Here is a 12,530-nt window from a genome sequence, read left to right as displayed (position 1 = left end):
CGGATCAGGCCGCGCCGCCGCGCGCGATGAGCTCACGGGCGAGCTGGCGGTAGGCGTTGGCACCGGAGTGCTCGGACGAGTAGGACGTGATCGGCTCGGCGGCCAGGGTCGCGTCGGGGAACTTCACGGTGCGGCTGATCACCGTGTGGAAGACCTGCTCGCCGAAGTGGTCGACGACCGAGCGCACGACCTCCCGGCTGTGCAGGGTCCGGCTGTCGTACATGGTGGCGAGGATGCCGTCGACCTGCAGGCGCGGGTTGAGCCGGTCGGTGATCTTGTCGATCGTGTCGATGAGCAGGGCGACGCCGCGCATCGCGAAGAACTCGCACTCGAGCGGGATGATGACGCCGTGCGCGGCCGTCAGGGCGTTGACCGTGAGCAGGCCGAGCGACGGCTGGCAGTCGATGAGGACGAGGTCGTACTCGTCGACGACGGGGCGCAGGACGCGGGCGAGGATCTGCTCGCGGGCGACCTCACCGACGAGCTGGACCTCGGCCGCGGACAGGTCGATGTTGGCCGGCACGAGGTCGAGGTTGGGCGTGCGCGTGTGCTGGATGACGTCGTGGATCTCGTGGCCGCGCTCGACGAGGAGGTTGTAGATCGTCGTGTCGAGCTCCTGCGCGTTGACGCCGAGACCGACGGAGAGCGCACCCTGCGGGTCGAAGTCGATGACGAGGACCTTGCGACCGAGCTCGGCCAGCGCGGCACCGAGGTTGATCGTCGTCGTCGTCTTGCCGACGCCGCCCTTCTGGTTGCACATGGCGATGATGCGCGCGGGACCGTGGCTCGAGAGCGGCACGGGGGTCGGGAAGTCGGGCAGCGGACGGCCGGTCGGGCCCATGGCCCCGGAGCCGGCGGACTCGGTGCCGGGCAGGTGCGCGACCCGCGGGGCGGCACTGACCGGACTCTGTCGGGGCTGGTCGAGGTCCTCGGACGGCACGGACTGCATGGTGTCGTGTGACTCCTCGTTCACCGGGTGTTCCACTCCGCTCGGCCTTGCCCTGGGATGCTGCGGTCAGCCTCGCGCTGATCACGTGTGACCTTATCAGCGGGCACGGGGGTGGGCGCCCGCATAGACCTCGCGGAGTCGGTGGACCGACACCATCGTGTAGATCTGGGTCGTGGTCACCGAGGCGTGCCCGAGCAGCTCCTGGACGACGCGGACGTCCGCCCCGCCGTCGAGCAGGTGGGTGGCGAAGGAGTGGCGCAGCGTGTGGGGCGACACGTGCTCGGTGAGGTCGGCCCGCTCGGCTGCGCGCCGGATGATCGCCCAGGCCGACTGCCGCGAGAGGCGTGCCCCCCGCTGGTTGAGGAAGAGCGCCGGACCCCCTTGTCCGTGCGTGGCGAGGGCCGGACGGCCCCGGACGAGGTATGCCGTCACGGCCTCGACCGCGTAGCGGCCGACGGGGACGACGCGCTCCTTGCCTCCCTTGCCGTGCAGCCGGACGGACGCCACTCCCCCGCCGTTCGGGGCGGTCCCGGAGCCGTCTGCGGGTCCGGTGGTCTCGATGTCGTCGACGTCGAGGTCGACGGCCTCGCTGATGCGGGCGCCGACGCCGTAGAGGACCTCGAGGAGTGCACGGTCGCGCAGCGACTCGGGCGTGTCGCCGACCGATGCCGCCGCGAGCAGCCGTTCCACGGCCTCGATCGGGATCGCCTTGGGCAGCCGGGCGGGTGGCTTGGGCGGGGCGACGTTGGCCGCCGGGTCGCCGGCGACCTCGCCCTCGAGCGCGAGGAACCGGTGGAAGCCGCGCACGGCGACGAGGGTGCGGGCCGCGGACGAGGCCGCGAGCCCGCGCTCGCGCAGGGAGGCGAGGAAGTCGGTGACGTCGGCCTCGGTGACCCGGCTCGGGTCGTCGATCCCCTTGGCCGCCAGGAACGCTGCGTAGGAGCGCAGGTCGCGGGCGTAGGACTTGAGGGTGTTGTCGGACGCGCCCTTCTCGACGCGGACGTGGTCGAGCCACCCGCGGACGTCGCGCTCGACGCGCGAGGGCCGTGCCGCGGGTGGCTCGGTGACGACCTGCTCGGTCAGGACAGGGCCTCGTCGAGACCGACCGACGTCATGCCGTGGGCCTCGGCGACGCCGGCGTAGGTGACGTGCCCGTCGTGCGTGTTGAGACCGAGTCCGAGCGCGTGGTCGGCGCGCAGCGCGTCGCGCCACCCCTGGTTGGCGAGCTTCACGGCATACGGCAGCGTCGAGTTCGTCAGCGCGTAGGTGGACGTGTTGGGCACGGCTCCGGGCATGTTCGCGACGCAGTAGAAGACCGAGTTGTGCACCGTGTAGGTGGGGTCGGCGTGCGTCGTCGCGTGGCTGTCCTCGAAGCACCCGCCCTGGTCGATCGCGATGTCGACGAGCACGGAGCCCGGCTTCATCTGGGACACGAGCTCGTTGGAGACGAGCTTGGGGGCGGCCGCACCGGGGATGAGCACGGCCCCGATGACCATGTCGGCCTCCTGGACCTGCTGCTGCACCGTGAGGCGGTTGGAGGCGAGGCCGTGGACCTGGTTCTCGTAGCGCCAGAAGGACATCCGCAGCTTGTCGAGGTCGGTGTCGAGCAGCGTGACGTCGGCACCCATGCCGAGCGCGATGTTGGCGGCGTTCTGGCCCGACACGCCGGCACCGAGGATGACGACCTTGGCGTTGGCCACGCCACCGACGCCGCCCATGAGCACGCCACGGCCGCCCTGGGCGCGCATCAGCGCGTGGGCACCGACCTGCGGGGCGAGACAGCCGGCCACCTCGGACATCGGGTAGAGCAGCGGCAGGGCCCCGGACGGCAGCTGCACGGTCTCGTAGGCGATGCCGGTGACCTTGCGCTTGACGAGCTCCTCGGTGAGCGGCTTGTCGGCCGCGAGGTGCAGGTACGTGAAGAGGGTCAGGCCCTCGCGCATCCGGTGGTACTCCTCGGCCACGGGCTCCTTGACCTTGAGCACCATCTCCGCCTCGCCCCAGACGTCGTCGGCGGAACCGAGGATGCGGGCGCCTGCCGCGACGTAGTCGTCGTCGCTGATCTGCGAACCGACGCCGGCGTCCTTCTCCACGATGACGTCGTGACCGTTCTCGGTGAGCTCGTGGACGCCTGAGGGGGTGATGGCCACGCGGTACTCGTGGTTCTTGACCTCGCGGGGGATGCCGACCTTCATGCTGCTGCACTTCCTTCCGGACTGACTCGACCATGGCGCCGTTGCCGTGGTGAGAAGGGGCCCGCAGGGGCCGCGAGCCCACTGTATCCATGGGTGTCACGGCCCGGTCACGACCTCGTGCAACTGCCGCTGACCGGCTCGGCCTCGTGCCACAGTGTGGTCACCGCCATGCGCGGCCGACGAGCTCGGAGAAGGAGGGGCCGTGACCGATCCGCCGGCGCAGGAGGGATACAGCTGGCCGGTGGCGCCGGCCGGTTCACGGCCGCCGAGGCGGCGTAGGCCCTCGCGGTGGCCGGGCGGGCCCGGCATGGTGCTGACGCGGCGCCAGGGCGTCGTCGCCGGCGTGCTCTTCGCCGTGGCAGCCGTCTGTGGGCCGATCTTCCAGGCGTGGAGCCACCCGAGGCGTTCGTGCTGCTCGTGATCGGCCTCGCGGTCGCCGCGGCGGCCACGGCTCTCCCGGCACTTCGCTCGTTCGCGGGGGGCTTCCTCGTGGCCTCCCTGGTGGGAGGATTCGCCGCTTTCATCGCCCTCGTCGTGTTCTTCGTCGTCGTCTTCGCCAACATGGGCCCGTGAAGCTCTACGCAGACACCCCCGCCCGACGCACCCGACAGCTGCTGTCCGACGTGCTCATGCTCCTGTGGATCGGCCTCTGGGTGTATGCCGGTCGCCAGGTCCACGACACGGTCGAGCAGCTGCGTGCCCCTGCGGACTCGATCACGTCGGCCGGAAAGTCGGTCAACGGGGCCCTCACCGGCGCGGGCGACCAGGCCGGGCAGCTGCCGCTCGTGGGTGACCAGCTGAAGACGTGGCTGACCCAGGCCGCCGGGTCCGGCACGACGCTGCAGCAGGCCGGGACGTCGATGGCCGACACGGTCGACACGCTCGCACTCGGGCTCGGGATCGCCCTGGCGCTCGTGCCGATCGTCCTCGTCCTCGTGGTCTGGCTCTACGTCCGGGTTCGCTTCGTGCGCAACGCGACCCAGTCGCAGCGCTTCATCGACGCCGGAGAGGACCTCGACCTCTTCGCGCTCCGCGCCATGGCGACGCAGCCGATGCGCGCGCTGGCCCGCGTCTCCGACGACCCCGCCGGGGCGTGGCGGCGCCAGGACCGTGAGGTCATCCGGGAGCTCGCCCTGCTCGAGCTGCGCGACCAGGGCCTGCGCCCGCCGCCCGGCACCTGACCTCCGCACGCGGTCGGTCGCGCACCTCGGGTCAGTCGGGTCAGTCGGCTCGCGTGACCTGCGGCACGAGGTCGTCAGCCGGCGGGGTCCACGCGTCGGCGGCGGCCGGGACCTGCTCGCCGCTGCGGATGTCCTTGACCTCGTCGCCGGACTCCCCCGCCCCGGGGAACCACACGTAGGGGATGCCGCGACGCTCCGCGTAGCGGATCTGCTTGCCGAAGCGGGCTGCCGACGGTGCGACCTCGCAAGCGATCCCGCGGCGGCGCAGGGCCGTGGCCACGGCGACCGCACCCTCGCGCGACTCGTCGTCGGTCAGGGCGATGAGCACGGCGGCAGGCGTCGAGCGTGACGCGGTGACGAGCCCGCGGCCGATGAGCAGGCCGAGGATGCGGGTCACGCCGATGGAGATGCCGACACCCGGATAGGTGTTCTTCCCGTCGCTGGCGAGGGCGTCGTAGCGGCCGCCGGAGCAGAACGACCCCCACGACTCGTGCCCGACGAACTGGGTCTCGTAGACGGTGCCGGTGTAGTAGTCGAGGCCGCGCGCGATGCGCAGGTCGGCGACGAGCTTGCCGGGGGCGTGGGCCATGCCGGTGCGGATGACGTTGGCCAGGGAATCGATCCCCTCGTCGAGGAGCGGGTGCTCGACGCCGAGGGCCCGGACCTGCTCGACGAAGCCGAGGTCGGCCGAGCGGATCGCGGCGAGGGCGAGGCACTGGTCGGCCTGCTCGTCCGTCGTGCCCGACTCGACGAGGAGCACCTTGACCTTCTCCGGGCCGATCTTGTCGAGCTTGTCGACGATGCGCAGCGTCCCGATGACGTCGGTGATGCCGATGCCCTGGTAGAAGCCGTTGGGGATCTTGCGGTCGTTGACCTGGATGACGAAGTCGCCCACCGGGAACCGGCTGAAGACGTCGGCGATGACGAGCGGCATCTCGGCCTCGAAGTGCGGCGAGAGCTGCCCCACGTCGACGACGTCGATGTCCGCCTGGGTGAACTCGCGGTAGCGCCCCTCCTGGGGTCGCTCCCCACGCCACGCCTTCTGGATCTGGTAGCGGCGGAAGGGGAAGGCGAGCTTGCCGGCGTTCTCGAGGACGTAGCGCGCGAACGGCACGGTCATGTCGAAGTGCAGGCCCCAGCGGGCGTCGTCGTCGCTGCCGCCGGCCAGGCGCGACACGGCGTAGATCTCCTTGTCGGCGTCCTCGCCCTGCGCGCTGAGTCGCTCGATCGGCTCGATGGACCGGGTCTCGACCGAGGAGAAACCGTGCAGCTCGAAGGTCTCCCGGATGACGTCGAGGAAGTGTTGCTCGACGATGCGCTCGGACGGGAGGTACTCGGGGAAGCCGCTGATCGGCATGACCTTGGCGGCCTTGGGCTGCGGGGTGCTCACGCAGGCAAGTCTCTCAGGTAGGGGTTGGTGGCGCGTTCGTGGGCCATGGTCGTCGCCTGGTAGTGGCCGGGCAGCACGAGCGTCGTGTCAGGCAGCGGCAGCACGACGTCACGCAGGCTGCGCTGCATCGCGGCCGAGTCGCCGCCCGGCAGGTCGGTGCGGCCCACCGAGCCGGCGAAGAGCACGTCACCGGTCACCATCGTCCGGTCGACGTCGACCTGGTCCCGGATGCCGTCGGGCACCCGGTCGATGCCGAACATGACCGAGCCCTCGGTGTGGCCGGGGGCGTGGAGCACGTCGAACTCCATGCCCGCGAGCGTCAGCCGGGTGCCGTCGGTGATCTCGACGACGTTGGTCGGCTCGGTCCACGTCGCCGCGGCGCCGAACTGCTGCTCGAGCATCGCGACGAGGCCCGGGTTGCTGCGTCCGAGCAGGTCGTGCAGGCGGTAGCGGTCGTCCGCGTGGATGTAGGCAGCCGTGTCGGCGCCGCAGACGGGGGTCACCGAGTAGACGTGGTCGACGTGACCGTGCGTGAGCAGCACCGCGGCCGGCCTCAGCCGGTGCTCCGTCAGCACCTCGCGCAGCGTCTCCTCCACGCCGATCCCGGGATCGACGATGACGCACTCCTCCCCGGCACCCGCGGCGAGCACGTAGCAGTTGGTGTCGAACGCCTGGGCGGGGAAGGCAATGGTCAGCACGCTGGGAGCCTAGCGACGCACCCCCACCGAGGCGGACGGCATACGCCCTCGGGACTCAGGACCGACACACTGGGTATGCCGTCCGCAGGGCTTCCGGGCGGAAATCCGCGCGCCGGAGGGGAGATGTCACGGACTCGTGACCCGTCCCGCTGCGTGCGCGCCGCAGTCGTTCCATAAAATGACCGAACGCCCGGGGACAGCCCATGTGGCCCGTACGAGGAGAGGTTCGTGACCAAAGAGCAGGAACGCGCACGTGCGCGCCGCCGCCACGAGGAACAGCAGAAGACCGCCAAGCCGCCGGTGAGCGACTCGACGCGCGACAAGCAGGTCTTCGGTGTGATCCTCGCGGTCATCCTCGTCATCGCTGCGGCCATCGTCGTGCCCAAGCTCGTCGGCAGCTCCGACACCGCCACCCCCGCGGCCGGGTCGACGACCCCTGCGAGCACCCCGACGAGCTCGGGCGGGCTCGCTGCAGGCCAGAAGCTCGCGGCCGGCTGCACCGCTCCCCCGGCGAACCAGACCACCCCGAAGCAGCAGAAGCAGGTCCCGGCCAAGGCCACGGCTGCCGGCAAGACCTTCGTCGCGACGGTCAAGACCACGTGCGGCGACCTCACCTTCGAGCTCGACGGGACGAAGGCGCCGCAGACCGTCGCCTCGTTCATCAATCTGGCCAAGACCGGCTTCTGGGCCCCGAGCCCGTGCCACCGCGTCACGACCGAGGGCATCTACGTCCTGCAGTGCGGCGACCCCACCGGCACCGGTCAGGGCGGCCCGGGCTACACCTTCGGCATCGAGAACGCGCCCAAGGACGGGAAGTACCCCACCGGTGTGCTCGCCATGGCGCGCACCTCCGACCCGAACAGCAACGGCGGCCAGTTCTTCATCACCTACAAGGAAACCCAGTTGCCCACCGACGGCGGTGGCTACACGATCTTCGGGAAGGTGACCAAGGGCCTCGACATCGTCGACAAGATCGCCGCGAACAAGGCCCTGCCCCCCAGCCCGACGGACGGAACCCCCGTCTCCCCGATCAGCATCCTCAGCGTCAGCGTGACGGAGAAGAAGGCATGACCGACATCAAGCAGCCCGAGCCGGACGACACCACCGCCACCGTGACGGAGGAGCAGCCCAGCGAGGCCGCGGTCGAACCGGCGGCCGATAACGCCGACACCGCCGACACCGTCGACACCGTCGAGGCGGTCGACGACACCAAGCCGGCCGACACGGCCGACACCGTCGAGACGGTCGACGACACCGCGCCGGTCGACACGGCCGACGCTTCCATCCCGTCCGAGCCTGCGGCGACGACCGAGACAGCCGAGGCCGTCGCCTCGGTGGAGGCCACCGAGTCCGGCGACACGACCGAGAGCGTCGAGGCTGATGCCGAGGCCGCTCCCGTCGTCGAGTCCGTCGTCGAGCCCGAGCCGGTCGCGGTGTCAGAGCCGGAGAGCGCCGAGCCTGCCGGCACCCCGCCGGAGGCAGCGGCCGAGGCGCCCGTCGCCACGCCCGAGGCCAGCGAGCCAGCCGTGGCCGAGCCCGTCGCGGCGACGGCAGACGAGCCGGCAGCGGCCGCGGTCGAGACCGCGGAGGCCGTGGCGTCGGTCAGCAGCACCGAGTCCGGTGACGCCGGCGAGACCGCGGCGCCCACGGAGGCCGCAGCGCCCACGGAGGCCGCAGCGCCCACGGAGGCCGCAGCGCCCACGGAGGGTCCGGAGGGCGAGGAGGTCGCGGCACCCGCTGCGCCGTCCCCCGGGAGCATCCCCAAGCCCTCGTCGATCCCGACGCCGGCGGCACTCGCCAAGGCCGTCCCGCACCCGACGGTCACTCCCGCCGCGCCGGCGCCGATCACGACCGACCACTCGGCCTCGGCGGCGTTCGGACGCGTCGACGAGAACGGCACGGTCTACGTCCGCACCAAGGACGGCGAGGAGCAGGAGGTCGGCTCCTATCCCGGCGCGAGCGACCAGGAGGCACTGACCTACTTCGCGCGCAAGTACGACGAGCTCTTCGCCTCGGCGGTGCTGCTCGAGCAGCGCCTGTCGCAGCCCGAGGTCCCGTCGAAGGACGTCGGTGAGGGCCTCAAGACCCTCGCGGCACAGGTCAAGGACGCGACCGTCGTCGGCGACCTCGACGCCCTCGCCACCAAGCTCGACGAGATCCAGTCCGGCCTCGCCGCCAAGCGCAACGTCGAGCAGCAGCACCGCGCCGAGGCGCGGCTGGCCGCCACGGCCGAGCGCGAGAAGATCGTGGCCGAGGCCGAGTCGATCGCCGGCCAGCCGGAGAACCGGATCCAGTGGAAGACGAGCGGCGCCCGGATGCGTGAGCTGCTCGACGAGTGGAAGGCGCACCAGCGCTCCGCCACCCGCCTCGACCGCGAGACGGAGTCGAACCTGTGGCAGCGTTTCAGCAGCGCCCGCAACGGCTTCGACAAGGCACGACGCAGCCACTTCGCCGGGCTCGACGCGCAGCACGCCGACGCCAAGGGTGCCAAGGAGCGGCTCGTCGCCGAGGCCGAGAAGCTCGCGACGAGCACCGACTGGGCTGCCACCGCAGGGGCGTTCAAGCGCCTCATGGACGAGTGGCGCCGCGCCGGTCGGGCCAGCAGGTCCGACGACGACAAGCTGTGGGCGCGCTTCAAGGCTGCGCAGGACACCTTCTTCACGGCGAAGGACGAGGTCGTCGCCGCCGAGGAGGAGCAGTACCGCGGCAACCTGACCGTCAAGGAGGCCCTGCTCGTCGAGGCCGAGGCGATCCTGCCCGTGACCGACCTCGAGAAGGCCAAGGGCCAGCTGCGCGTCATCCAGGACAAGTGGGATGCCGCCGGCAAGGTCCCGCGGTCCGACATGGAGCGCGTCGAGAAGGCCATGCGCCGCGTCGAGCAGACCGTGCGGGACGCCGAGGACCGCAAGTGGAAGTCGAGCAACCCCGAGGTCGCGGCCCGTGCCCGGGCCATGGTCGACCAGCTCGAGCGTGCCGTCGCGGACCTGCAGGACGACCTCGCCAAGGCCGAGGCGTCCGGCAGCGCGAGCAAGATCAAGAAGGCCCGCGAGGCGCTCGACGCGCGTCAGGTCTGGCTCGACCAGGCCCGCGCCGGCGTCGCCGAGTTCGGCGGCTGACGACCAGCCCCACCCACGAAAGGGCCCACCCGGCAAGCGATCTCCTCGGGTGGGCCCTTTTGCGTGGCGCGTGGTGCGGTGTCCAGACGCCGACGGCTACATCGTCGACTTGCCGCCGTTGACACGGTAGACGTCGAAGACCCCGTCGATCTTGCGGACCGCCTGCATGACGTGGTCGAGGTGCGCCGGGTCCCCCATCTCGAAGGTGAAGCGGGAGATGGCCACCCGGTCGCGCGACGTCTGGACCGATGCCGACAGGATGTTGACGTGCTGGTCCGACAGGACGCGGGTCACGTCGCTGAGGAGGCGGTTGCGGTCGAGGGCCTCGACCTGCAGCTGCACGAGGAAGACGCTGGCGGAGCTCGGCGCCCACTCGACGTCGATGAGCCGCTCCGGGTTGGCCGTCAGCTGGTCGGCGTTGGTGCAGTCGACGCGGTGCACCGAGACGCCGTTGCCGCGCGTCACGAAACCGATGATCGGGTCACCCGGCACGGGGGTGCAGCACTTGGCGAGCTTGACCCACACGTCCGCCGTGCCGACGACGACGACACCGGGGTCGCCCGGCTTGCGCCGGCTCGCTGCCCGCGTCGGGACCGTGGCCTCGGCGAGGTCCTCGGTGGCGCCGTCGACGCCACCCATCGACGCGACGACCTTGCCGACGACGTGCTGCGCCGAGACGTGTCCCTCGCCCACCGCGGCGTACAGCGCCTCGATGTCCTGGTAGCGCAGGTCGGTCGCGACAGCGGTCATCGACTCGTGGCTCATGAGCCGCTGGAGCGGGAGGTTCTGCTTGCGCAGCGCCTTGGCGATCGAGTCCTTGCCGGCCTCGATGGCCTCCTCGCGGCGCTCCTTGGAGAACCACTGCTTGATCTTGTTGCGGGCCCGGGGACTCTTGACGAACTGGAGCCAGTCGCGCGACGGGCCGGCGCCGTCGGCCTTGGACGTCAGCACCTCGACGACGTCGCCGTTCTCGAGGGTCGACTCGAGGGGCACGAGGCGCCCGTTGACGCGCGCGCCGATGCAGTGGTGCCCGACCTCGGTGTGGACGGCATACGCGAAGTCGACGGGCGTTCCGCCCATCGGCAGCGCGACGACCGAGCCCTTCGGGGTGAAGACGTAGACCTCGCTGCTGCCCATCTCGAAGCGCAGCGAGTCGAGGAACTCGCCCGGGTCCTCGGTCTCGCGCTGCCAGTCGAGCAGCTGGCGCAGCCAGGCCATGTCGTTCTGCGGCGTGATCTCGCCGGGACGCGCGGGGCCGCCGCCGTTGCTCTGGTCCTTGTACTTCCAGTGCGCGGCGACGCCGTACTCGGCGCGGCGGTGCATCGTGTGCGTGCGGATCTGGATCTCGACCGGTTTGCCCTGGGGTCCGATGACCGTCGTGTGCAGCGACTGGTACATGTTGAACTTCGGCATCGCGATGTAGTCCTTGAACCGGCCCGGGACCGGGTTCCACCGCGAGTGAAGGGCGCCCAGCGCCGCGTAGCAGTCGCGCACCGTGTCGACGAGGACGCGGACGGCGACGAGGTCGTAGATCTCCTCGAAGTCGCGGCCCCGCACGATCATCTTCTGGTACACGGAGTAGTAGTGCTTGGGCCGGCCGGTGACGACGGCCTTGATCTTGGCGGCCGTGAGGTCCTCGGTGACCTGGGTACGCACCCCTGCGAGGTACTCCTCGCGGGCCGGCGCGCGCTCGGCGACGAGACGCACGATCTCGTCGTAGACCTTGGGGTAGAGCGTCGCGAACGAGAGGTCCTCGAGCTCCCACTTGATGGTGTTCATGCCGAGCCGGTGCGCGAGCGGGGCGTAGATCTCGAGCGTCTCGTTGGCCTTGCGCTTGGCCGACTCGGGGCTGACGTAGCGCCACGTGCGGGCGTTGTGCAGCCGGTCGGCGAGCTTGATGACGAGGACCCGGATGTCGCGCGCCATCGCGATGACCATCTTGCGGACGGTCTCGGCCTGCGCGGCCTCGCCGTAGGTGACCTTGTCGAGCTTGGTGACGCCGTCGACGAGCATGGCGATCTCGTCACCGAAGTCGTGGCGCAGCTCGTCGAGGCCGTACGCCGTGTCCTCGACGGTGTCGTGCAGCAGCGCCGCCGCGAGGGTGGGCGGCGTCATGCCGAGCTCGGCGAGGATCGTCGTGACGGCGAGCGGGTGCGTGATGTAGGCGTCGCCGCTCTTGCGCATCTGGCCCTCGTGGGCGCTCTCGGCGACGGCATACGCCCGCTCGATGACCGAGAGGTCGGCCTTCGGGTGGTTCTGGCGCACTGCCGTCATGAGCGGCTCGAGCACGGGGTTGCCCGCCGGCCGGGTCGCCCCGAACCGGGCGAAACGGGCGCGCACCCGCGACGGGGTGGACAGCTCGTTGCGGACGTCCTCGCTCATGCAGAGAGTCTAGGCGGTCCCTCTGTGATCAGACGGTGAGGATGGCGTTGACCGGCCGGCCCACGAGGCGCTTGCGTCCGTCGAGGAAGGCCAGCTCGAGGACGACCTCGATCGCGGTGACCGTGGCACCGGCCCGCTCGACGAGCTGGGCGCACGCCTCGGCGGTGCCTCCGGTGGCGAGCACGTCGTCGAGGACGAGCACGCGCTGGCCCGGCTCGAAGGCGTCGGTGTGCACCTCGATCTCGGCCGTGCCGTACTCGAGCGCGTAGGACTCCTTGAGGGTCTCCCCCGGCAGCTTGCCGGCCTTGCGCACGGGCACCATGCCGAGGCCGAGCTCGTAGGCCACGGCCGCGCCGAGGATGAAGCCGCGGGCCTCGATGCCGACGACGACGTCGACCTGACCGGCATACCGCTGGGCGATGTCGCGGACGAGCTCGCCGAGGGCGGCACCGTCGGCGATGAGCGGGGTGAAGTCCTTGAAGAGGACCCCGGGCTTGGGGAAGTCCGGGATGTCACGCAGCTTGCTCGCGACGAGGTCACTGATCTGGCTCACGCCGTCTCCTGAGGTGGTCGAACGGGCGGTGCACGAACCGCCTGCGGAGGCGGGGCCGCGGATGCG

Annotated in this window: 11 protein-coding genes; 4 read left to right on the top strand and 7 right to left on the bottom strand. The window is 70.9% G+C overall.

Annotation, left to right across the window (positions count from 1 at the left end):
* Positions 1-4: 4 nt before the first annotated feature.
* The 3 genes from AB4Z14_RS00420 to ald all read right to left on the bottom strand — a co-directional run bounded on the left by AB4Z14_RS00420 (position 5) and on the right by ald (position 3,144).
* Positions 5-841: a ParA family protein gene (locus AB4Z14_RS00420; RefSeq protein WP_442273734.1), complete on the bottom strand. Its 837-nt coding sequence runs from the start codon at positions 839-841 to the stop codon at positions 5-7.
* A gap of 204 nt (positions 842-1,045) precedes the next feature.
* A complete protein-coding gene (gene xerD / locus AB4Z14_RS00415) occupies positions 1,046-2,032 on the bottom strand; it encodes a site-specific tyrosine recombinase XerD (protein ID WP_442273733.1) in 987 nt (328 codons plus the stop codon).
* Positions 2,029-3,144: an alanine dehydrogenase gene (gene ald, locus AB4Z14_RS00410; RefSeq protein WP_056777190.1), complete on the bottom strand. Its 1,116-nt coding sequence runs from the start codon at positions 3,142-3,144 to the stop codon at positions 2,029-2,031. The genes xerD and ald overlap by 4 nt, the downstream gene beginning before the upstream one ends.
* A 387-nt stretch (positions 3,145-3,531) precedes the next feature.
* Here ald and AB4Z14_RS00405 point away from each other — a divergent pair, with 387 nt between their 5' ends.
* Positions 3,532-3,717: a hypothetical protein gene (locus AB4Z14_RS00405; RefSeq protein WP_442273426.1), complete on the top strand. Its 186-nt coding sequence runs from the start codon at positions 3,532-3,534 to the stop codon at positions 3,715-3,717.
* Positions 3,714-4,325 carry a hypothetical protein gene (locus AB4Z14_RS00400; RefSeq protein ID WP_442273425.1) on the top strand — a complete coding sequence of 204 codons (612 nt, stop codon included), beginning with the start codon at positions 3,714-3,716 and terminating at the stop codon, positions 4,323-4,325. Before AB4Z14_RS00405 ends, AB4Z14_RS00400 begins: the two co-directional genes overlap by 4 nt.
* Before the next feature lie 40 nt (positions 4,326-4,365).
* Here AB4Z14_RS00400 and hisS read toward each other — a convergent pair whose 3' ends face one another.
* Both hisS and AB4Z14_RS00390 read right to left on the bottom strand, forming a co-directional pair.
* Positions 4,366-5,715, bottom strand: a complete 1,350-nt coding sequence (gene hisS / locus AB4Z14_RS00395; RefSeq protein ID WP_442273424.1) for a histidine--tRNA ligase — start codon at positions 5,713-5,715, stop codon at positions 4,366-4,368.
* The gene (locus tag AB4Z14_RS00390) at positions 5,712-6,413 is read right to left on the bottom strand and encodes an MBL fold metallo-hydrolase (RefSeq protein WP_442273423.1); all 702 of its coding nucleotides are present in this window, start codon (positions 6,411-6,413) and stop codon (positions 5,712-5,714) included. The genes hisS and AB4Z14_RS00390 overlap by 4 nt, the downstream gene beginning before the upstream one ends.
* Positions 6,414-6,641: 228 nt before the next feature.
* Here AB4Z14_RS00390 and AB4Z14_RS00385 point away from each other — a divergent pair, with 228 nt between their 5' ends.
* The gene (locus AB4Z14_RS00385) at positions 6,642-7,484 is read left to right on the top strand and encodes a peptidylprolyl isomerase (protein WP_442273422.1); all 843 of its coding nucleotides are present in this window, start codon (positions 6,642-6,644) and stop codon (positions 7,482-7,484) included.
* Positions 7,481-9,529 (top strand): DUF349 domain-containing protein, encoded by a 2,049-nt coding sequence (locus AB4Z14_RS00380; protein WP_442273421.1) that lies wholly within the window; start codon positions 7,481-7,483, stop codon positions 9,527-9,529. Before AB4Z14_RS00385 ends, AB4Z14_RS00380 begins: the two co-directional genes overlap by 4 nt.
* A gap of 96 nt (positions 9,530-9,625) precedes the next feature.
* Here the strand turns inward: AB4Z14_RS00380 and AB4Z14_RS00375 are convergent, their stop codons facing one another.
* Both AB4Z14_RS00375 and AB4Z14_RS00370 read right to left on the bottom strand, forming a co-directional pair.
* Positions 9,626-11,911 (bottom strand): RelA/SpoT family protein, encoded by a 2,286-nt coding sequence (locus AB4Z14_RS00375; RefSeq protein WP_020144302.1) that lies wholly within the window; start codon positions 11,909-11,911, stop codon positions 9,626-9,628.
* 28 nt (positions 11,912-11,939) lie between these two features.
* Positions 11,940-12,464, bottom strand: coding sequence for an adenine phosphoribosyltransferase (locus AB4Z14_RS00370; RefSeq protein ID WP_442273420.1), 525 nt, complete (start codon positions 12,462-12,464; stop codon positions 11,940-11,942).
* Positions 12,465-12,530 lie beyond the last annotated feature (66 nt).

The sequence above is a fragment of the Terrabacter sp. 2TAF16 genome, assembly GCF_052115065.1.
GTDB lineage: Bacteria > Actinomycetota > Actinomycetes > Actinomycetales > Dermatophilaceae > Terrabacter.
The sequence above is the reverse complement of the archived record's forward strand: the minus strand, read 5'-3'. Positions and strand labels throughout refer to the sequence as shown.